Below are 21897 nucleotides of genomic sequence, written 5' to 3' on the forward strand. Positions count from 1 at the left end.
GCCCCTGGTGGGGATACTTGGGAAGCCAGGGTCTGTTCAGGCCAAAAACGCAAATCGTTGCTCGGTGAAAAGCCGAACGCATGCCTCAGCGACTGCGGGGTCATAGACGGTACCCCGGCCGCGTTCTATTTCCCGTAACGCCGCATCGACCCCCAGCGCCGCCCGGTACGGCCGGTGCGAAGCCATCGCCTCCACCACGTCGGCCACCGCCACAATCCTGGCTTCAAGCAGAATTTGCTCGCCCTTGAGGGCCAGCGGGTAACCGGAACCATCCTGCCGCTCGTGGTGCTGCTGCACGATTTTCGAGATTGGCCAAGGGAAGTCTATGGACTTGAGTATTTCGTAGCCGTCCTGGGAGTGCTCCTTGATGATGGCGAATTCCGTTTCGTTGAGCCGCCCCGGCTTGCTGAGAATCTCGGCCGGCACCCGGATCTTGCCGACATCATGGACCACACCGGCCAGGTGAACACCCTCCACCTGCTCCTCGGGAAGCTGCAGTTCCCGGGCGATGGCTATGGCCAGTTGAGCCACGCGGCGCTGGTGGCCAGCGGTATAGGGATCGCGCAGCTCCACCGTCGCGGCCAGCGCCGTGATCGAATCGAGCAGGCTGGTTTTCAGCTTATTGCGGCTTTCCCTCAGCTCCGCTGTGCGCTCCATCACCAAGTCTTCCAGATGGTGGCGCAAGCGATTCAGTTCCAAATGGGTGCGGACCCGCGCCATCAGTTCTTCATGCTGATAGGGCTTGCTGACAAAATCCACGGCACCCAGCCCAAAACCTTGAACTTTTTCATCCGTTTCAGTGACGGCGCTGACAAAGATCACTGGCACATCGCGCGTCGCGAGATCGGCCTTGAGACGCCGACAAACTTCGTAGCCGTCCATCCCCGGCATGCGAATATCGAGCAACACCAGATCGGGTGGGTTGTGGGCGGCCGCGCGCAAGGCCAGCTCGCCGCTGATCGCGGAACGCACCTCATAGCCCTCCTCCTTCAGAATTTCCGTCAACAACCGCAAGGAGGCCGGCGTGTCGTCAACGGCGAGTATCTTTCCTTTGTCCATCATGCGAGCTCATCCGGTTGTTGGGTCTGCAATGCCTTGAGGATGGCTGGGTAGTCGAAATTTCCTACCAGCTGGGACAGCGTCTTGTGCAACTTCGAATCAAGGGATGCAATTTGCTGAATAACGGCACTGATGCGTTCGCCCTCCAGGCTTTCCAGGGCTTCAAGCAGTTCCTGGCGCAGGTCGGCGGGCAACAGCGCCAGCATCCGCGAAGTCAACACCACATCGCTCACCGGCGGCTCCGCCGGCGTCTCGGCATAAGTGTATTGCACGCCCAACTGCTTGGTCATGCATTCGTATATTTCGTTGAAGCGGTAGGGTTTGCGTACAAAGTCATCCATGCCGACCTTCAGCATTTCATCGCGTTGCTCGGTAAAGACCGAGGCCGTGACCGCGACTATTTTCACCTCCCGACCACCGGGAAGCTGACGGATACGCCGCGTCGCTTCCAGACCGTCCATCACCGGCATGCGCCGGTCCATCCAGATCAGCTGCGGCCGCCAACTGTCGAACAAGGCCACGGCCTGCTCACCGTTTTCCGCCAGCCTGACCTGCAAACCGACATTTTTCATCAACCGGGTCAGCAGCAATTGGTTGTCCAGCTGATCCTCAACGATCAGGATGCGGTATTCGGGCTGGCCCGGCGCCAGGCCCACGATCTCGCCCCTGCCAGCGCTTTGCGGCTTGAGCACGTCGGCCGCGGCAACCCTCTCCATCGGCAGTTCCACGCGGAATGTCGAGCCCTTGCCCAGCGTACTTTCGAAGCCGATCGTGCCACCCATCAATTGGACGAATTGGCGGGCAATGGACAGGCCCAGGCCGGTGCCTTTTTGCGCCGCCGTTTCCCCAAACTGGACGAAAGGCTCGAAGACTCTTTTCTGATCTTCCGCGCCGATGCCGATGCCGGAGTCCTCGACCTCGATCAGCAAGCGCTGCGGCGTGGCATTGGGCTTCAAGCCGAAACGCACGGTAACACCCCCCTGCCGGGTAAATTTGACGGCGTTGCCCAGCAGGTTGATCAACACCTGGCGCACCCGCCCCTCGTCGCCCCGGATGTAGCGCGGGAATTGAGAAGACTGATCGATGACCAATTGCAGCCCCTTCTCCTGCGCCCGCACATGCATCATGTCGGTCACATCGCGCACCAGGCTGCCCAGATCAAAGGGGGCCCGCTCCACTTGCACCCGGCCGGCCTCGATCTTGGCCATTTCCAGCACGTCGTTGATCAAGGTCAGCAGGTGCTCGCCACTGCGGTTGATGATGTCGAGGTTCTCGCGCTGCTCCGGTTGCAGCAACGGATCCTTGCGCATCATGTTGGAGAAACCGAGGACGGCGTTCAGCGGGGTGCGCAGTTCGTGGCTCATGCTGGCCAGAAAGACGCTCTTGGCCTTGTTGGCCGCTTCGGCCGCATCGCGCGCCAGCAGCAGTTGCTGGTTCAATTTCCGGATGCTGTCCTCCGCCTGCTTGCGCTCGGTAATGTCTTCCAGCAAGGCCAGAACGTAGTCCACCGACCGGTCGACCCGCCGGACACAACCCACCGCCAGGTTGGTGAAAACCAGGCTACCGTTCTTGCGCACGAAGCGTTTTTCCAGCATGTAGTTGTCGATTTCCCCGCGCAGCATCCGCTCGAACTGGGCGACGTCGGCGGTCAAATCTTCCGGGTAGGTCATTTCCGCCCAACTCAGGCGCAGCAGTTCCCCACGCGAGTAGCCCATCATCTCGCAAAGCTTGTCGTTGACCTGAACCCAGCCTTTTTCCGGCGAAGTAATCGCCATGCCGACCAACTGGCGTTCGAAGAACTGGCGCATGCGCTCTTCGCTGGCGGTCAGTTGGTGGGTCCGCTCCAGGACGCGTTGCTCCAGTTCGGCATTCAGTTGGCGGATTTCTTCCTCCGCCTGTTTGCGTTCGCTGATATCGCTCCAGATGGTGAGGGCGCTGGTCACTTCGCCAGCGGCGTCGAATTCGGGCACCACACGCACAAACCAGCAAACCGGTTTGCCCTCCACGGTCCAGGACAAGTCGACTTCGGCGAGCTTGCCGGACGCCATCGCCGCCATCAGTTGTTGCGTAAACACGTCTGCCCGAGGTTGAAGGTTGGTTGAGAGCTCGGCCGGTGTCTTGCCCAGAACCTGCTGCGCCGTCAGGTGATTGACTCGCTCGAATTCCGGGTTGACGTAGATGCGCCGCCCTTGCCGGTCGTAACGCACGATGACATCGGGCGAGTTTTCCGCCAGGGTGCGGTATTCATGCTCGCGCACCCGCAGCAAACGGTTGCTTCGCTCGCGCTCCAGTTCGGCGGCAGCACGTGTCGCGACCAGTTGCAGCAGCTGAGTGACCGGTGCATCGTCAGGAAGCGGCTTACTGCTCATGACGGCGATCAGGCCTATCGGCTGGCCTGTTGAATCCCACAGCGGAATGCCGATATAACTTTCCGCGCCCATTCCGGGCAACAGGGAATCTTCGGGAAACAGTTGCTGAATTCCATGTGGATAAACGCAGAGTCGCCGCCCCATGACGTTTTCGCAGGGCGTGCCCTTGAGGGCGTAGCGCATGTTCGGTGTGATGGCGCCTTTGGCGTACAAGGCCACCGTCTCCGCCATGTCCGGATTCTCATCCAACCGGTCGATGAGGACGTAATCCATTTCGAGTTTTTCGCCGAGAAACTGCGCTAGCGCATCGAAAAAATTTTCCCCGCTGGCCTGCCAGCCGCGTTGGGCCACGAAAGACAAGGCATCTTCCACACGCTTGCGCTCGGAGATATCGATAAAGGTGACGATGATCTGCGTGAGCTCATTTTCTTTATCGAAAACCGGATCGGCATTCACCAGGACCCACGCATCGTTCTCCTGATCGGGACGATGCACGCCTAAAACGTAATTTCTCAAGGCCTTGCGCGATGCCCGCACCCGACTTACCGGATAGTCGGCAAGAGCAGCGACAGTTCCGTCTTCACGGAAGAAATGCCAGGCCGGATCGATCACCATTTTGCCCAATAGCTGGTCTTGCGAGAGTCCCAGTATTTCCTGCGCCATGGAATTGGACGTCAGAATTTTCGTGTCGGCTCCATGCACGATCACTGCCGCTTGAATTTTTTGGATCAGGGTTCGGTATTTTTCTTCGCTCGCCCGCAACGATGCTTCCACCCGCTTGCGCTCGGTAAGGTCGTAGGTCAATCCGACGAAGCCCGTGATCCGATCGCTCTCATCGCGCAGCGCGGTCACCGACAGATTCACCGGAATGCGCCGGCCGTCCTTGCGGATAAAAGTCCATTCATTTTCCTCGGGCAGCTTGCGCCGCGGGCGGGCCGCAAACACTTCGAATCCCGGCAGGATCGCCGCGCCCAGTTCTTCCGACAACTGCCGGGCGTGCCGTGCCATTTCTTCAGGATCGTGCCAGCGCGCCGGGGACTGTTGGCCCACCACCTCGCTGGCCGCGTAACCCAGCAAGCGCTCGGCGGCCGGATTGAAACTGGTGACAATGCCGTCGGGGTTGGCGGAGATGACGCCATAGGCCACGTTGTCCAGAATCGTTCGCTGGAACAGGGTGAGTTGGCGCAACGCCTCTTCCGTCTGCTTGCGCCCGGTGATGTCGGCGACGGAACCCTCGTAGTAAAGGGTAGCCCCATCCTGACCAGAGACACGGCGGGCATTGATGGAAACAGAAATCCGGCTCCCGTCCTTGCGGTACTCGTCCGCTTCAAATCCCTCGACATAGCCATTCGTTTCAACGGCCTTCAGGAAGCGCTCCCAGTCCCGCGGATTCACATAGAACTGACGTCCAATGTCGTTGACGCGGGCCATCAAGGCCTCGGCCGAGTCATAGCCGTGGATTCTGGCAAGCGCCGGGTTGGCGCTCAGGTAGCGCCCTTCAGGTGTGCACTGGAAGATCCCTTCGCGTGCATTCTCAAAGATGCTGTGATACTTCTCTTCGGCATCCTTGATCCCCTTCATCTGCAGTCGGATCGTTTCACCCATCTGGCCAAGAATCCTGCCGAACGCCTGAAACTCAACATAAGGCAACTCGGCCACCGGCAAATCGTAAATGCCGTCGGCATAGGGCCGAACGATCCTGTTGAGCGCGTCTATCGGTTCTTTCAGGAATTTGCGCAGGAACAGGTGGGTCAGAAGCGCCAGAGAAATCAGCACAAACAACATGGTCGTCGCGTAGGCAAACAACAACCCGCGTGCGGCCTCTTTCACGTACCGCTTGGTAAAAAAGATCTGGACCTCGCCCAGCAATCTTCCCTGGTGGTAAATCTTTCCGGTCCGGTTCAGCCCATCCGATTCGGAGCCCTTTCCAACCGCCTGGACAATCGATCCCGACGCGTCCTTGATCACCAGTCCCGCCACAAACTCATTCTGCGAAAGAGTCCGGCCGATGGTCTGCACCGTGGGCTTGTCGTAATTCCACAATGGCAGTTCAAGCGCGCCGACAAGGTAGTCCCTGGATGCGTCGGCGCTCTTCATCAGGTTGACTTCCTCCTCATGGACCGCCCCCAGATAGAGCATCAAAAAAGTGATGACGGAGACCAGGCCCACGGCAGTGGTCAGGCCCAGGGCCAGACGCCTGGAGATGGAGCGAATCCCGGAGCCAATTCTTGACGCTGACTTTTTGTCAGGACCAGGGTCCCCGCTTTGTGAGCCGTTCATCTCCGATCGCCCCCGCGGAGAATGTGCCCCAAATTTGCGGCGTTACCGCTGCGCAATGTCAGATCCAGAACCATGACTGTCCTGCCGGTTGATTCAGTCGGCTTTTCCTTCCGGAGCATGAATCCCATATTTCCGCAAGATGCTGTTATAGCTGCCGTCCTTTTTCATCACCAGCAGCGCTTTTGCGAACCGTGACACCACATCCGCCGATGTCGGCCTGCTGAAGGCAAGGTATTCGTCGTGCGATACAACTGGAAAAGCGTTGTCGAAATCGTCTCTCTTGTAACCCAGCTCCTTAACGCGGTAATTGAAAACCAGCTCATCGAGAAACATCAGGTCGATTCTCCCGGATGCAAGCTTTTGAACATTCATGTCATCGTCATGAACGGCGTCCAGATTCTTTCCTTCCTGGAAGCCGTTTTCCAGAAGGTATTTGTGCGTGAAATAGTCCCTGACGGTACCTACCCGGTATTGCTTCGCATCGCTCAGATTTCGCACGACGACATCTTTTCTGGCTTTCAGTTTCCAAAGAGAATCGGTGGCGTGATAGATCGGCCCCACCAGTTGGAACAGGCGCGCGCGCTCCTCGGTGTAGGTCAGTTGGTAGATCAGAATGTCTTTCTCCTTCTGGGCCATTTCGTAAGCGCGCGCCCAGGGGTACATGACAAATTTGCCCTCGATTCCCGTTCGCTGCTGAAGCAGCTTGATGAGATCCACGGTAAATCCGACAATCTCTCCGTCCTTGACATACCCCAGCGGCGGATAGGGGTCGGACACAATGGTCAGAGTTTGAGCACTTGCCGGGCATGCAATAGTCAGATGCAGGAGCACCGCCGCTGAAACAAGCGCCATCCGCCCGAGCTTGCTCCAGAGGGCCGCGCAACCTTGAACGAAACCGGTTTTCCGGTGCCCTGCCGTGGCAACCTTGTTCCCGACGGAATCACCTTGATAGTGGGAAATACGCATATTCGTTACCTCCTGTTCACTAAACTAAGTGCCATCCTGTGCTCGTCGACAATTTTCATCATAAGACCATTGCCAGGCGTTCGGCAACTCAATTTCCTGGGCGTCCCGGAACTCGGTCAGGCGTGAAATCGCGAGCCCTGCTTGGCTCCGGGCAACCCGTCAAAACGGTCGACGCCTGTTCGTCATCAGTGCCGATGACGCATCAGGCTGAGAAGGCAAACTGTTTTTCGGTGAAAAGCCGGTTACAGGCGTCGATGACCGCGGCGTCATAGAGGGTGCCACGGCCGCGTTCCATTTCCTTCAACGCACTGTCGGCCCCCAGCGCCGCCCGGTACGGCCGGTGCGACGACATCGCCTCCACCACATCGGCCACCGCCACGATCCTGGCCTCCAGCATGATCTGCTCGCTCCGGAGCCCCTGCGGGTAGCCGGAGCCATCCTGTCGCTCATGGTGTTGCTGCACGATTTGCGCAATCGGCCAGGGGAAATCGATGGCCTTGAGTATTTCGTAGCCAGTCTGGGCGTGTTCCCGGATGATCGCCATTTCCAGTTCGGTCAGCCGCCCCGGCTTGCTCAGGATCTCGGCCGGCACCCGGATCTTGCCGACATCGTGGACCACCCCGGCCAGGTGAACGCCCTCCACCTGCTCCTCGGGAAGTTGCAGCTCCCGGGCGATGGCCATGGCCAGTTGGGCCACGCGGCGCTGATGGCCGGCGGTATAGGGATCGCGCAATTCGACGATGGCGGCCAGTGCCGTGATCGAATCGAGCAGGCTGGTTTTGAGCTTTTTCTCGCTTTCCCGCAGCTCCGCCGTGCGCTCCGCCACCAAGTCCTCCAGATGATGGCGCAAGTGATTGAGTTCCAGATGGGTGCGGACCCGGGCCAATAGCTCCTCATGCTGGTAGGGCTTGGTCACGAAGTCCACGGCACCGACCCCAAAACCGTGCAACTTCTCATCCATTTCCGTAACCGCGCTGACGAAGATCACCGGCACATCGCGCGTTGCGGCTTGGGCCTTGAGACGCCGGCACACCTCGTAGCCGTCCATCTGGGGCATGCGGATGTCGAGCAGCATCAGATCGGGTGGATTGATAGTGGCCGCGCGCAGTGCCAATTCGCCGCTGATCGCGGAACGAACCTCGTAGCCCTCCTCCTTCAGAATCTCCGTCAACAGCCTCAAGGAGGCCGGCGTGTCATCAACGGCGAGTATCTTGCCTTTGTCTGTCATGTCACACCTGCCGGATTGTTGGTCTGCAAAGCCTTCAGAATGCTGGGATAGTCGAAGTTTCCAGCCAGTTGCGACAGCCTCTTGTACAGCCCGGGATCGAGGGCAGCGATTTGCCGGATGACAGTGGCTATGCGTTCACCCTCCAGGCTTTCCAGGGCATCCTGGAGTTCACGGCGCAGGTCGGGCGGCACCACCGCCAGCATCGGGGCCGTCAGCACCCCATCACCGGCTGGTGCCGGCGCAGGCGTTTCGGCGTACCGGTAGCGCAGGCCCAACTGCTGGCTCAGGCAGTCGTATATTTCGTTGAAGCGGTAGGGTTTGCGCACGAAGTCATCCATGCCCGCCTTGAGCATTTCCTCGCGTTGCTCGGTAAAGGCGGAGGCCGTGACGGCAACAATCTTGACTTCCTTGCCGCCGGGCAGCTCACGGATACGCCGCGTCGCTTCCAGGCCATCCATCACCGGCATGCGTCGGTCCATCCAGATCAGCTGCGGTGCCCAGCTCAGGAACAGCCTCACGGCCTGCTCGCCGTTCTCCGCCAGCTGTGTCTGCAAGCCCATGTTTTTCATCAGTCTGGAGAGCAGCAATTGATTCTCCAACTGGTCTTCGACGATCAGGATGCGGTACTCGGGCTGATTCGGCGCCAGGCCCACGATCTCGCCCCGGTCGGCGCCCTGCGGTAGCGTCACAGCGCCAACCTCGACCTTCTCCAGCGGCAGTTCCACCCGGAACGTCGAGCCCTTGCCGGGCAGGCTCAGAACACTGATGACGCCGCCCATCAGTTGCACGAACTGCCGGGTGATCGTCAGGCCCAGGCCGGTGCCTTTCTGGGCCGCCGCATTTCCCAGTTGCACAAACGGTTCGAAGATTATTTGCTGATCTTCCGGCTTGATGCCCGGACCCGAGTCCTCGACCTCGATCAGCAGGCGTTGCGGCACGGCATCGGGCTTCAAGCCGAAGCGCACGGTAACACCACCTTGCTGGGTAAATTTGACGGCATTGCCCAGCAGGTTGATCAGCACCTGGCGCACGCGCGCCTCGTCGCCCTTGATATAGCGCGGAAATTCCGAGGACTGATCGATCAGCAACTGCAGCCCTTTCTCCCGGGCGCGCACATGCATCATGTCGGTGACATCGCGCACCAGACTGCCCAGATCGAAGGGGGCACTCTCCAACTGCACCCGGCCGGCCTCGATCTTGGCCATTTCCAGCACGTCGTTGATCAGGGTCAGCAGGTGCTCGCCGCTGCGGCTGATGATGTCAAGGTTCTCGCGCTGCTCCATTGGCAGCAGCGCATCCTTGCGCATCATGTTGGAGAAACCCAGAATGGCGTTCAGGGGCGTGCGCAACTCATGGCTCATGCTGGACAGGAAAACGCTCTTGGCCCGATTGGCCGCTTCGGCCGCATTGCGCGCCAGTACCAGGTCGGCGGTGCGCTGCTGCACTTGTTCCTCCAGGTGATCCTTGTAACGGAGCAACTCCTCACCGGCCTTTTTGCGCTCGGCCAGCAACTGGATGCGGTCCAGCGCCGCCGCCATGTGGCTGGCCAGCGCGGTCAGGTACTTCTGCTCGGAACTCGACGGAATCCGCACGCCCTCGGCGCCAAAGGTGCCGACCCCCACCGAGCCCAGATGCCGCCCGGACAAAATGATCGGAACATTGACGATGGTCCGACTGCCAATCCGGGCCACAATTTCCTTGTTCACCCGCGGGTCGGTTTGCGCATCCTCGACAAGGACAATTTCCTTGGCTTGCGCGATCTCCTCCAGCATCTTGTCGCCGGCAATGGTCAGCGTGGCAGTGCCTTCTTCCGACATCACCGTGCCCGACTCCGGGCCGCCGGCGACCAAAGCCTTTAAATACGCCTGGTCTTCCGACAGCAGATAGACCCACAGATTCTGGTAGCCAATAATGTTTTTGACTTCAACCTGCGCCGCCTGCAGAATTTCCGCATAAGTTTGGGCGCGTTCCAGATTCCTGGAAAGATGAAGCAATGACTGCGAATGCCGTTCCCGCTCCTGCAGTTCTTCCTCGGCCCGCTTGAGCGCGCTAACGTCGTGAACCGTGCCGACCGAACGCAAGGGCTTGCCGTCCTCGGCGTAGTAGGTCTCGCATTGTTCGTTGACGTATTTCACACGCCCATCCTTCATCAGCAAGCGGTGCACGATGTCGTAAGGCTGCTTGCTGCTGAGCGACTCGGTGTAGGCCTGGTTCACCCGTTCCCGGTCATCGGGATGGATTCCGTTCAGGAAAGCATCGTAGGAGGCGCCGAATTTTTTGGGATCGATTTCAAAGATGCGGTAAATCTCGTCCGACCAGGTCAACACATTGCTGGCCAGATCAAGCTCCCAATTGCCCAGATGGGCGATGCGCTGCGCGTCCGCCAGGCCGTGCTCGCTGCGCCGCAACTGCTCCTCGGCCAGCTTGCGCTCGGTGATGTCCTCGGAAATGCCCAGCAGGTAGAGCGGACTTCCGTCATCGGCCAGGATGGGGATTTTTCGGGTATGCAGATGACGCCGGCCCAGGTACCTGGTGTCGATCGGCTCGTCGGCAATATCGAGCAAGGCCCGGCTATCGAGAATCGCCCGATCCTTGGCAACGAAGAAATCCGCTTGCTCTTTCGGAAAAAAGTCATGGTCACTTTTTCCTATCAATTCAGAGCGTGAATAGCCCAGCAACTGTTCCCCGGCCTTGTTGAATCTTACAAATTTGAAATCCTTTGCATCCTTGACGAAGACCATGTTGGGGATATGTTCCACGATGGCATCAAGAAAGTGTTCGCTTGCGCGCAGCGCTTCCTCGGCTCGTTTGAGTTCCGTGATGTCGCGAAAGGCCACCACCGCCCCGGTGATTTTCCCGGCCTCCAGAATCGGTGTACTGATGAATTCCACCGGAAAGCTGGCGCCATCCTTGCGCCAGTAGAGGTCGCTGCCGCGATGCACCACACCCTGCTTGTAAGCCGCCTGCACCGGACACTCTTGCTCCGGGAAGGGGTCGCCGCCCGGCTTGGTGTGATGGAACAGGGCATGACTGTGCTGGCCCATCAGCTCTTCAAGTTTGAAACCCAGCAATTGCAGCGCCGCCGGATTGACAAACGTGCAACGGCCGTCGTTGTCGAGTCCGTAGATGCCTTCCCCCGCCGAATCCAGGATCAGCCGGTTGCGCAGACCCAGTTGCGCCACCTCCTGTTCTGCCTTGTTGCGCTCGGTGACATCGCGCGCCGCGGCAAACACGCCCAGCACGTTGCCGTCTCCGTCGCGGTAGATCGAGGCGTTGTACAGCACCTCGGTGAGCCTGCCGTCGCGGTGCCGGATGGTGAGCGGGTAGTCGGTGACGGAGCCCTTGGCGAAAACCTGTCGATAGACCGCCCTGCCCTTCTCCGGCTCGGTGAAATAGTTGGAGAAGTCGGTCCCGATCAAGTCCTCGCGGGGCACCCCCACCACCTTGACGCTGCCCTCGTTGACGTCGGTGATGGTGCCTTGCGGGCTGATCATGACCAGAGGATCCAGGCTCGCCTCGATCAGGCTTCGGGTATAGAGCGAGGCCAGCCGCAGGCGTTCTTCATTGCGCGCCAGCGCGTCGAGCATCTGGTTCAGGTTATCGGCCAGTTTGGTAATTTCATCCCGGTCGCCCGGAATGCTGGCGCGGCTGGCGAGATTGCCGGCGTGCACTTGCTCGGCGACCCGAACCAGGGAGCCGATGCGCTGCCCCAGCCGGTTCGCGATCAGTGTCGCGGCGAGCAGGGAGAAGGCCGTGGCCAGCAGCACGAGGATGGCACTGCTCAGTAGCATTTCCCGCAACTCGCTGGAAATTTTGCCCCGCCCCAGACCGATGCGCGCCCAGCCGACCTGCCGGTTGTCGATGCCGACGGGCACCGCCACATCGGCCATCAACGCGTTGTCTATCAGGGTCTGGATTTGGGCCGGCGCCTTGATCAGGGCAAGGCTTTGCGGGTCGGAAACAAACTGCCCCACTTTGGTCGGGTCGCTATGCGCCAACACGCGGCAGCTGGAAGAAATGACCATGGCATAACGCAACCCGGGGTAGGTCTGGAAGGAACGCACCACCTCCTGCAGACCGACCACGTCATTGGTCAGCACCCCGGCCAGGGAACTGACCGCCAGCGATTGCGCCAGACCGGTCGTCGCCTCGCGGCTGTCGCGGTAGAGATGTTCTCTCTCGCCGTTGATCTGGTAGGCGGAATAAGCGCCAATCAACAAAAAGAAACCGACCACAAAGGCCAGAACAATCTGTCGTTTGAATGATCCCCGGGCGCTTATTCCTGAAAAAAACGGGCTCATTTTTTCGGCTCGTCCAGGGGATGCACGATCGGACTGAACTTGCGCAAAAAAACCTCGATCTGGCCGCATGCCAACCGTGCCAGCGCAAGGCATCCAAGCAACAGGTTCTTAGAACTTGTCCGCAAATTACTGGGGGTCGCGCAAATCGATTTTCGGGATGGGATGCGAGGCGCAAAATCCAAGCCAAGGCTGCTTGCCTTGGCTGATTTTGTAACGAAGCAGACCGCCCGAAAATCCGTTTGCCCGCAGGGTTGGGTCGAAATCGGGCGATTTGCCCACCAAATTCCTTGCATGGGCAGGCAGCCCATGCGGCGAAATGTTGGCGGACAACTCATCCCGATTGCGTCCCAACGCGGCCCCCCGTAATTTGCGGACAAGTTCTTAATCATCTCACCCCATCTGCAATTGGTTCGGCAGATGGTACACCGGACCGACGCCAGCGAACTTGACCTGTGTCGGTATTTACGCGGACAAAGTGGCCCGCTTCCTTGTCGGGGCCGGGAGCAAGGGCGCCGGCAGCGCTTCAGCTTGAAAACACGAACTGTTTTTGTGTAAACAAGCGCAGGCAGGCATCGACCACCGCCGCATCGTAGACGGTACCCCGGCCTCTCGCCATCTCCTTGAGCGCGCTGTCTACCCCCAGCGCCGGCCGGTACGGTCGATGCGAGGCCATCGACTCGACCACGTCGGCCACCGCCAGGATGCGCGACTCCAGCAGGATTTGCTCGCCCCTGAGCCCCTGCGGATAGCCCGAGCCGTCCACCCTTTCGTGGTGCTGCAACACCATGCTGGCGATCGGCCAGGGAAATTTGATGTCCTTGAGAATATCGAAGCCGGCCTGCGGGTGATTTTTCAGGAGCATGTATTCGACGCCGCTCAGTCTGGACGGCTTGGTGAGAATTTCCGCCGGGATGCTGATTTTTCCCAGGTCGTGGATGCCGGCCGCGAGTTCGATGCCATGATTGGTGTCTTCCGGCAAGCCCAGTTCCTTGGCGATGGCGACCGCCAGTTGCCCGACCCGGCGCTGGTGGCCGGCGGTATAGGGGTCGCGCATTTCCACCGTGTTGGCGATGGCCTTGATCGACTCCTCCAGGCTCTGCCGCAGCGTTTCCTCATGATGCCGGTGCTCGCTGGCAATGCGATCGCGTTCGGCGCGCGTGCGCAAGGTCTCGATGCCAAAGGCCAGGTCGCCGGCGAGTTCCTGCAACAGAGTGACTTCGGCTTCATTGAAGGCGTCGGTCGCCGCCGCATACAGGGTCAGCACGCCCAAGGTGGCCGCCGCACTCTTGAGCGGCAGCGCTATGACGGACTGGTAGCCACGCTCCAGCGCCGCCTGCCGCCAGGGCAGCAACCCAGGGTCGGTCAAGAACTCTTGATTGACCTGGACCGCACCGGTCCGAATGGCCATGCCGGAGGGGCCACGCCCGCGCTCGCAATCGGCCCAACTGATGTTGGCGGTCGCCAAAAAGCCGTCATCGTGGCCGTATTGCGCCACCGGGCGCACCGTCTTGGCGGCGTCCGGCTCGGGAAAACCAACCCACGCCATGCTGTAGCCGCCGGTTTCCACCACCAGGCGGCAAATGGCGTCGAGAAGTTCGGCCTCGGTTATGGCGCGCACCAGCGCCTCGTTGCAGGCGCTCAGGGTGCGCAAGGCGCGGTTCAGCCGCCTGAGTTCCTGCTCGGCCAGTTTTCGTCCGGAAATGTCGCGCGCGGTAATCACGATACCGCCTACATCGGGATCATCGAGGAGGTTTCTTGCCAGCGCCTCGGCGTCCAGTTGGGTTCCGTCCTTGCGCCTCCAGCGCGCCTCAACCCTGATCGTTTGGTCAGGCTTCGCCAGGGCTTCAGCCATTGCGTTGCGAACCAGAGGCAGAGACTGCGCTGGCACGAAATCCGTTATAGGCCTCCCGAGCACATCCGCCGTATCCCAGCCGGTTATTTGCTTTCCTGACTCGCTACGGTAGAGCAAGGTTCCCGAGCGATCGATGAGAAAGAAAACTTCCGTTCCACCCTCGATCATTTTGCGATAGTAGCGTTCCTTTCTGGTCAAAGCCTCCTGCGCCTGTTTGCGCGCCGTGATGTCGCGCGAAACAGTCATCACGCTGACGACGCGTCCTTCGCGGTCCAACTCCGGGAAGGCGTAAATGTTGTACCAGTAATCGATGTTGTCGGCTTTCGGCCAGACCACGTCAATGGCCTCGGCGACGCCGCTGTCGAGCACCCGGCGCAGCAGATCCTGGAGAACCGTGGCACCGGCGGCGGGCAGCGGCGAGCGCTCGCTCGGCGCGCTGGCAAGCAGTCCCTGCCGGGGCATCTGCGCCACCTTCAAGTACATCGGATTGACATAGGTGCGCCGGCAGTCACGGTCGTAGCGCGCGATGATGTCGGGCGAGTATTCGATCAGGGCCCGGTACACCTGCTGGGCCTCGTAGAGCGACTCTTCCGCCTGCTGGCGCTTGACACGGGTGCGCAGCACCGTGATGCCGAACGCCAGATCGCCTGAAAGCTCATCGAGAAGCCGGATTTCGTCCGGACTGAAGGCGTTGATCTCGGCCGAATAAATCAGGAAAATACCGAATACTTTGGCGCCATCGTCCTTCAGCGGCAAGGCAATGCAGGAGCGATAACCCCGCTGTAGGGCAGCGTCGCGCCAGGGGGCGGTTTGCGGGTCGGTGGCGAAATCCTGAACACACACAATAGCGCCGCTGCGGATCGCTGTTCCGCCCGGGCCGTGGCCCCGTTCGGTGTCGGCCCAGGTGATGTTGGCGTCGGCCAGATAGCCCTGCTCGACCCCGGCCCAGGCAACCGGCTTGACGGTCTTGGCCGCGTCGTTTTCGGCATAACCGACACAAGCCATCCGGTAGCCGGCTTCCTCGCAAACGATGCGGCAGATGTCGTTCAGCAGGGTCGGTTCGTCCTGCGCCCGCACCAGAACCTGATTGCAGTCGCTGATGGCACGCAGTTCCCGATTCAGTCTGTGCGTTGCCTCCTCCGCCCGCCGGCGCTCGCTCATGTCCTGGGCCAGCACGGCGACGCCTATGACGCCTTCCTCACTCCTGATCGGGCTGTGCGAGACTTGAAAATACTGGCGCGAGCGCAACTCTTCCCCGGAAAACGCTTCCTCCACCACTTGCTCTCCCGCCAGCGCCCGGTCCAGGTTGTGCCGGGCGGTGTCCCGGTCCTCGGTCACGCTCATGTAATCCAGCACACTGTGGCCCAGTTCAATCTCCGCGCCATACAGCGCTTTCATGCTGGCGGCATGGCCTTGGTTAAAACTGGTGTAACGGTATTGCCGGTCGACCGAAAAAATGAGGGCGTTGGCGCTGTTGATAATGCCGCGGGAGGTCGAGTACTGTTGCCTGAGCCGCTCTTCTGCCACCCTTCTTTTGACCAGTTCCCTTCTCAGGGTCAAGGTCCAGATCGCCGCGATCAGAAACAACACCAGCAACACCAGGATCGCCAGGGAGTAGACCCGGTGTCTGATCTGCTCGCGCGTTTCAAAAACCACCTCTTTCGGTTTCCATTTGTCGATCACGCGCTGGTAGCTGCCATCGGCTTTAATCGTCTTCAGTGCGCTATTGATGGCGGCCAGGAGTTGTGTATTTCCTTCCTTGACGGCAATGGCGGAGTAGGAGAAGGCCACCGGTTCGCCGCTGATCCGGATGTCGCGCAGCTTGTTTTCGGCAATCACATAGGACCCAACCCGGTAGTCCACCACCACGGCGTCGATGGCGCCGGCGTTGAGCAGTTTGAATCCGGCCAGGAAGTCGGGAATGATCGTCAACCGAATGGCGGGGAATTTCTCCAGCAGTTGCCGGGGCAGCCCGCCCGCCTCGACGCCCACCTGCAAACCGGCAAGACTTGCAATCCCCGCTATGCCAACCTTATCGGTTCTGGTGAAGATTGAAAACTGCGACTCCAGCAAGGGTTCCGAAAAGTCGTATATTTTTTCCCGCTCTTCAGTCTGGTTGATCTGGATCAGCGCATCGGCCTCGCCACGCGCCACCAGCGCCTGCGCTTGCGGCCAATCGATGGCCCTGATTTCAATCGGCTGCGGCAGATGCGGCGCCAGCGCGCGGACAATATCGACCGCAACGCCGGTCGGGCTTGCCTTGTCCAGGTAGACCACCGGCGCTATGTTCTGGTTGCCGAGAAAAAGAAGTCTGGCAGCACTGGCGCCTTCAGCAAATACACTGGAAAGCGCAATCAAATTGATCAAGACGCCCGCCAGCGCAGGCCGCACCCAGTTGCCTTGAAACAGCAATTTCTGTCTCTTTGTCTCCGTCTTCACTGGCTGTCCTTCAATTGCAGCTGCGTCGCTCGGCAGCAGGCCATGCCCTTCCAAGCGACCGCCGCACCGCAAAACATTGTCGCTCTGAATTTATCCCAAAATATAGGCGAGCGCGCGCGCGCCGCGCACATTTTTTTGCCATCACCCATGGTGGGATTGATCAGGCCAAAAATGCAAACTGCTTTTCGGAGAACAAGCGGATGCAGGCGTCGACCACCGTCGCGTCATAAGCGACGCCCCGGCCGCGCGCCATGTCCTGCAACGCGGCTTCGATCCCCAGGGCTGCCCGATAAGGTCGATCCGAGGCCATCGCCTCGACCACGTCGGCCACCGCGAGGATGCGCGACTCCAGCAGGATTTGCTCGCCCCTCAACCCCCGCGGATAGCCCGAGCCGTCCAGCCTTTCGTGGTGCTGCAACACCATGCTGGCGATGGGCCAGGGGAATTTGATGTCCTTGAGAATATCGAAACCGGCCTGAACGTGATTCTGGAGCAGCATGAATTCGATCGTCGTCAGCTTGCTGGGTTTGGCCAGAATTTCTGCCGGGACCGCGATTTTTCCCAGATCGTGAATGCTGGCAGCAAGTTCGATGCCATGATTCGTGTCTTCCGGCCGGCTCAGTTCCCGCGCGATGACAACGGCCAGTTGCCCAACCCGGCGTTGATGGCCGGCGGTATAGGGGTCGCGCATTTCCACCGTGTCGGCAATGGCCTTGATGGAGTCCTCCAGACTCAGCCGCAAGATCTCGGCATGGCGCAGGTGCTCGACGCGAGCACGCAGGGTCTGGATGCCGAAGGCCAGGTCTTCAGCCAGTTTCTGCAACAGCGCCAGTTCCGCATCGTTGAAAGCGTCGGGCTCCGGCGCATAGAGGGTCAGCACGCCCAAGGTGGCAGCCGCACTCTTGAGCGGCAGCGCAATGGTGGACCGATAACCGCGCGCCAGCGCGGCCTGGCGCCAGGGCAGCAAGGCCGGGTCGGTCAAGAAGTTCTGATTGCCCTGGACCGCACCGGTCCGAATGGCCATGCCGGAGGGGCCGCGCCCGCGCTCGCAATCGGCCCAACTGATATTGGCGGTCGCCAAAAAACCGTCATCGTGGCCGTATTGCGCCACCGGGCGCACCGTCTTGGCCGTGTCCGGCTCGGGAAAACCAACCCACGCCATGCTGTAACCGCCGGTTTCCACGATCAGCCGACAAATCGAGTTCAAGAGTTGGGCCTCGTTGTCGGCGCGCACCAGCGCCTCGTTGCAGGCACTCAGTGTGCGCAGAGCGCGGACGGCCCGGGCCAGTGCCTGCTCGTTTTGCTTGCGTTGGCTGATGTCGCGCACCGTGGCTTGCAACACCGGCTTGCCGTCGAGTTCCAGGGCGGTCAGCAACACCTCGGACGGAAACTCGGTGCCGTCGCGCCGGCGATGCAACCATTCGAACTGATGGCTGCCATTCTGGTACGCCACGGCAATACGCTGATTGGCCAGGCTCATCGAATCCTCGCCGCCGGGCTGCTTGGGTGGGGACAGCTGTGCTGGATGCTTGCGGATGAAATCGTCACGCGTGCGGCAGCCGAACATCCGCAGGGCGGCCGGGTTGCAATCGAAAAATCCGTGCTGGTCCAGCAGCATGATCGCATCGGGAGACAATTCGAACGTGGTATGGAACTTGGCTGCCATGTTTTGCAGCGCTTGGCCCAGCACCCGCGCCTCGGTCACGCCGGCGGCGCGGTAATCAGCCCGCTCGGCCAGCGGCGGGCGAAACTGCGCGTCCTGCAGGGACGCCGGCTTGGCGAACGCGTCAAAAACATGACGCCAGACGCCGGGGCTCAGGGTCGCTCGGGCGGGCTGGGCCGCACCCGCCCGGTTGCGCAATTTGAAGGTTTTCATGTCGTACCAGCCCATTGGGATGGGCGCGCAGCGCAATCACGAAAGCAACTGATCTCTCTGAACCGGCGCCGCCGAGGGTTGCAACACCGGTTGCGTCTGCTGCAAAGCCTCCAGGCGTTCGATGCGCGCGCTCAACGCCTGCGCCTGCGGATTTTCCGCTGCCAGCTTGGGATTCAGGTAGGGGCTGCTGGACCACCAGTCAATCCCCATTTCGCGCGCCTTGTCGACCGAACAGATCAGAAGACGGATCTGGATCGTCAGCAACTCGATATCGACGATCTTGACCTTGATGTCGCCGGCGATCACCAGGCCTTTGTCCAGGATGCGTTCCAGAACATCCGCCAGCGTCGCGGAACTGGTGCCATGCGTGATGCTCCTGGGCCTGTTTGGCGGTGTCGCCAATTGCGGGGTATTCATGTCTTTCTATCCTGTTGCGTCAGCAGCTCGGGGGACGCCCGGTCTGTCTGTTGGCGTTGTTACAGCAATTTGCCCAGCGGGCCGAGATCCAGATTCAGATCTTTGTCCGTCAAGCCGAATTCTTTTTTTAACCAGACCATTTGCTTGTCCAATTCAAGAAAAGTCAAACCCAGGCGTTCGATCTCGTCTTCCGTCAGCGAACCCCCTTCGATGCGCCTGATCGCCTGCTTTTCCAGCAACTGCCGGACCAGTTCCACCAGTGTCAGGACCAGTTGCCCCAGACCGTTCTTGACAGTCTCCGGATCGAGCGCGATGCGGGGCGACGGATTGGCTTTTTCGGCACTTTTGTTCTCCTCGGGAAAGAGAAACACCTGGGCTGTGTTCATGCGACCTCCTGCATCAATTTGCGCTGCACAATCGCCGTCTCAACCGAGGTCAGGAGCAGGTTCAAATTCAAATAGATCAGATCCACACCAGCCACCGAGATCACAATTTCGCCCATCGCCACCACGCCCGTGTTGAGCACCCGGTCCAGCAGCTCGCACAAGGAAGAGTTCTTCTCCACAGCCAATCCCATCACGCAGCTCCCGCGTCCATCGGTCAATCTTCCTGGTCCAGCAAGCGCTCGTACATGCTGCGCGCCATGTGCTGGTTGCCGGCGCGCTCATGGCCTTCGGCCAGTGCCAACAACTCGGCCTTCGCCGCGTCTGCCTGAGGCGTCCCCGCATGATCTTCCACCAGCGTCCAGAGCAACTCGGTCGCCTCCCGCTGCTTGCCCTCCTTGCGGTAATGTTGCGCCATGGTGAAAAGGTGCTCCAGCAGCGGTTGGCTGGCAGCGGCGCTGGCAAGGCCTTCGGCCAACGCCGCCAACTCCGCCCTTGCCGTGTCCGCCTGAGGGGTCTCGGAACGTTCTTCCACAAGCGTCCAGAACAGTTCCTTGGCGCGCTGGATATTCCCCTCCTTGCGGTGTCGTTGCGCTATGGCGAGAAGCCGCTCCAGCAGTTCCCGGCTCATCTCGCAACTGATCTCCTTTTCCGCGGCGCAAACAGCAGCGCTGCCGGGTGCAGCGCCGGCCTCGGGAGCCAGATTCACTGACTCCGCCAGCGCTTCGTCTTTGTCAAATTCCACTGCATTCGTCATGACATTTCTCCGTTATGTTGCATAGAGGGCGCGGCCGAGTACGCGCAGCCGCTCGAACCCGCGTGGCTCGTCCTGTCGAAACACCAGCGCCAGGTGCCGATCCGCGCATGTCGTCCGATAGCGCTCCAGCAGCGGCTGCTGGGCGCGGCGCAAGGCCGAGCAGATGGGGCAGGAAGAGGGTGGCGTCAGCAGGTTGACAAACAGGATAGGCACCGCCACCCCAAGTCGTTGACAGGCGGCCAGCAGATCGAGCGTCTCGGCATATGCCATCTCGGTAGGAATGGTCACCGCCAGCAACGCCGCCTGCCTGGCGTCGACCAGCAGGCGCCGAAACAGCTTCAATTTTTTGGATAGATCAACCATCAACTCACAGATCCTGGGCAACCAGAAGACGTCCCGGTATTTCAGGAATAGAGCAAAGAAAGTCTTGAGCCATTTTTCGATCAGTTCGGGCATTTCCAGAAAACGCAGCAGGTGCCCGGTCGGTGCAGTATCCAGCACAAAACAGTCATACCGCTTGCGATCCATCAAGTCCACGATGCGGGCCAGAGACAGCATTTCGTCCAGACCCGGCGGAGCCACGTCCAGCATCCGCTCCATGACTTCCCGGTCGAACGCGAAATCGGTTCCGGCCTGTTCCGTGCCGCGACCGAAGACCGCGCTGATCTCGGTCGCGTAGTCCCGTTTCAGGCGCTCATACTCGGCCTGGGCGTCCAACTCGATCACGCTCAGTCCGGGCGCGACCCGGGTTTCCTGTGCGCCAATCTCGCAACCCAGACAAGCGGCCAGCGAATGGGCCGGGTCGATGGAAAAAAGCAGTATCTCCTTGCCGCGTCGCTCCTGTGCCAGCCGCAACGCCGAGGCGCAGGCCAGGGTGGTCTTGCCGACGCCGCCCTTGCCGGCGAACAAAATGAGCTTCATCGAAGCTGCCGGCAAGGGTGCCGGATGGCTTACCGGTGAGTGCCCCGTGATGACGTTGTTGAACCCGCCGCCGGGCACCACCGCGGCAAGCGGCCAGTCATCAGCTTGCGCCAGGGGCCGAGCCTGCTCCCACAGGCTCAACAAGCGCTCTGCTCCCCGCACCTCGTCAAGCAACAGGGGCAGCCCCCAGAAGGCGTATTTTGAAAACACCTGCGTGAGTTCCTTCAGCTCAAGCCTCTGCCTTGACGCCCATTCAGCGCAGACCGGGCAGCCGGATGGTTGCGACAGCAAGCCGTTGACGACGACCTCGCGCACCGGCAAGCCAAGCCGCTCCAACTCGCGCAGCATCACCTGTGTCACATGGATGCTCAAGGTCTCGGCCAGCATCACCGGCACGAAGCGACACCGCTTGGGCGAACGCAGCAGCGTCCACAAATTCTTCAGGTCAGCCAGGGTCTGTTCCAGATAAAGATCGACAGCCTCTTTGCAGTAGGCGCCGCGGTACAGCCGCGCCATATACCGGTACTTGGCCAGCATCGCGTCCAGCGCCGCAACCCAGCGGCGCATCAGTGCCGGAAGCCCCAGGAGCTTGAGCGTATGCCCGGCCGGCGCCGTGTCCACCACGATACAGGCGTAGCGCTGCTGCTTCACCCAAGCCATGATTTCCAGCAAAGCCATCATCTCGTCCAGACCCGGTATCGACAGGTCCAGAAACCGGGCCACATCGGACGGGTCCAAAAAAGTACCGCGCAGGGCAATCGTGCGAAGGTGTTCCTGATGCTGCGTCTTGAAGCGTTGCAGGCTCTGCTGTGGGTCAATTTCACATAAGGCCAGATTCTTCGGCGCTGCCGAGCCGGCAAAACAATCCAACAGCGAATGAGCCGGGTCAGTGGAGACCAACAGGAAGGAAGCGGCCGGATGCCGACGCGCCAAATCCAGGGCGGCGGCAGAGGCGCAAGTTGTCTTGCCAACCCCTCCCTTGCCGCCAAAAAGCAGCAGACGAAGCCCGTCTTCCCGCAAAAATCCCGGAACGGCGGCTGGTTCCACGA

12 protein-coding genes are annotated in these 21897 nt (G+C 60.4%); all 12 read right to left on the reverse strand.

Annotation, left to right across the window (positions count from 1 at the left end; genetic code table 11):
• Positions 1 to 36: 36 nt before the first annotated feature.
• The 12 genes from PHS32_RS02335 to PHS32_RS02390 all read right to left on the reverse strand — a co-directional run bounded on the left by PHS32_RS02335 (position 37) and on the right by PHS32_RS02390 (position 21895).
• Complete coding sequence (locus tag PHS32_RS02335) at positions 37 to 1062, reverse strand: HD domain-containing phosphohydrolase (protein ID WP_301077163.1); 1026 nt, start codon at positions 1060 to 1062, stop codon at positions 37 to 39.
• Positions 1059 to 5708, reverse strand: a complete 4650-nt coding sequence (locus tag PHS32_RS02340) for a PAS domain S-box protein (RefSeq protein WP_301077165.1) — start codon at positions 5706 to 5708, stop codon at positions 1059 to 1061. Before PHS32_RS02340 ends, PHS32_RS02335 begins: the two co-directional genes overlap by 4 nt.
• Positions 5709 to 5801: 93 nt before the next feature.
• Complete coding sequence (locus PHS32_RS02345) at positions 5802 to 6674, reverse strand: transporter substrate-binding domain-containing protein (RefSeq protein ID WP_301077167.1); 873 nt, start codon at positions 6672 to 6674, stop codon at positions 5802 to 5804.
• Positions 6675 to 6876: 202 nt separating this feature from the next.
• Positions 6877 to 7902, reverse strand: a complete 1026-nt coding sequence (locus PHS32_RS02350) for an HD domain-containing phosphohydrolase (protein ID WP_301077169.1) — start codon at positions 7900 to 7902, stop codon at positions 6877 to 6879.
• On the reverse strand, positions 7899 to 12203 hold the full coding sequence (locus PHS32_RS02355; RefSeq protein WP_301077170.1) for a PAS domain S-box protein: 4305 nt from the start codon (positions 12201 to 12203) through the stop codon (positions 7899 to 7901). The genes PHS32_RS02350 and PHS32_RS02355 overlap by 4 nt, the downstream gene beginning before the upstream one ends.
• Before the next feature lie 523 nt (positions 12204 to 12726).
• On the reverse strand, positions 12727 to 16494 hold the full coding sequence (locus PHS32_RS02360) for a transporter substrate-binding domain-containing protein (RefSeq protein ID WP_301077171.1): 3768 nt from the start codon (positions 16492 to 16494) through the stop codon (positions 12727 to 12729).
• 160 nt (positions 16495 to 16654) lie between these two features.
• Positions 16655 to 18370 (reverse strand): HD domain-containing phosphohydrolase, encoded by a 1716-nt coding sequence (locus tag PHS32_RS02365; protein ID WP_301077173.1) that lies wholly within the window; start codon positions 18368 to 18370, stop codon positions 16655 to 16657.
• Positions 18371 to 18406: 36 nt separating this feature from the next.
• Positions 18407 to 18787 (reverse strand): gas vesicle protein, encoded by a 381-nt coding sequence (locus PHS32_RS02370; protein ID WP_301077174.1) that lies wholly within the window; start codon positions 18785 to 18787, stop codon positions 18407 to 18409.
• A gap of 59 nt (positions 18788 to 18846) precedes the next feature.
• Positions 18847 to 19173: a gas vesicle protein K gene (locus PHS32_RS02375; RefSeq protein ID WP_301077175.1), complete on the reverse strand. Its 327-nt coding sequence runs from the start codon at positions 19171 to 19173 to the stop codon at positions 18847 to 18849.
• Entirely contained in the window at positions 19170 to 19364 is a 195-nt protein-coding gene (locus PHS32_RS02380; protein WP_301077176.1) for a gas vesicle protein, read from the reverse strand. Before PHS32_RS02380 ends, PHS32_RS02375 begins: the two co-directional genes overlap by 4 nt.
• A gap of 23 nt (positions 19365 to 19387) precedes the next feature.
• Positions 19388 to 19927 carry a hypothetical protein gene (locus PHS32_RS02385; protein WP_301077177.1) on the reverse strand — a complete coding sequence of 180 codons (540 nt, stop codon included), beginning with the start codon at positions 19925 to 19927 and terminating at the stop codon, positions 19388 to 19390.
• 12 nt (positions 19928 to 19939) lie between these two features.
• Positions 19940 to 21895: an ArsA family ATPase gene (locus PHS32_RS02390; RefSeq protein ID WP_301077178.1), complete on the reverse strand. Its 1956-nt coding sequence runs from the start codon at positions 21893 to 21895 to the stop codon at positions 19940 to 19942.
• Positions 21896 to 21897 lie beyond the last annotated feature (2 nt).

It is taken from the genome of Rhodoferax sp., assembly GCF_028714215.1.
Classification (GTDB): Bacteria; Pseudomonadota; Gammaproteobacteria; order Burkholderiales; family Burkholderiaceae_C; genus Rhodoferax.

Coding starts and splice junctions, on each gene's coding strand:
- PHS32_RS02375 (WP_301077175.1), bottom strand. CDS start 19,173: ATGAACACAGCCCAGGTGTTTCTCTTTCCCGAGGAGAACAAAAGTGCC.
- PHS32_RS02385 (WP_301077177.1), bottom strand. CDS start 19,927: ATGACGAATGCAGTGGAATTTGACAAAGACGAAGCGCTGGCGGAGTCA.
- PHS32_RS02355 (WP_301077170.1), bottom strand. CDS start 12,203: ATGAGCCCGTTTTTTTCAGGAATAAGCGCCCGGGGATCATTCAAACGA.
- PHS32_RS02380 (WP_301077176.1), bottom strand. CDS start 19,364: ATGGGATTGGCTGTGGAGAAGAACTCTTCCTTGTGCGAGCTGCTGGAC.
- PHS32_RS02345 (WP_301077167.1), bottom strand. CDS start 6,674: ATGCGTATTTCCCACTATCAAGGTGATTCCGTCGGGAACAAGGTTGCC.
- PHS32_RS02335 (WP_301077163.1), bottom strand. CDS start 1,062: ATGATGGACAAAGGAAAGATACTCGCCGTTGACGACACGCCGGCCTCC.
- PHS32_RS02365 (WP_301077173.1), bottom strand. CDS start 18,370: ATGAAAACCTTCAAATTGCGCAACCGGGCGGGTGCGGCCCAGCCCGCC.
- PHS32_RS02340 (WP_301077165.1), bottom strand. CDS start 5,708: ATGAACGGCTCACAAAGCGGGGACCCTGGTCCTGACAAAAAGTCAGCG.
- PHS32_RS02350 (WP_301077169.1), bottom strand. CDS start 7,902: ATGACAGACAAAGGCAAGATACTCGCCGTTGATGACACGCCGGCCTCC.
- PHS32_RS02370 (WP_301077174.1), bottom strand. CDS start 18,787: ATGAATACCCCGCAATTGGCGACACCGCCAAACAGGCCCAGGAGCATC.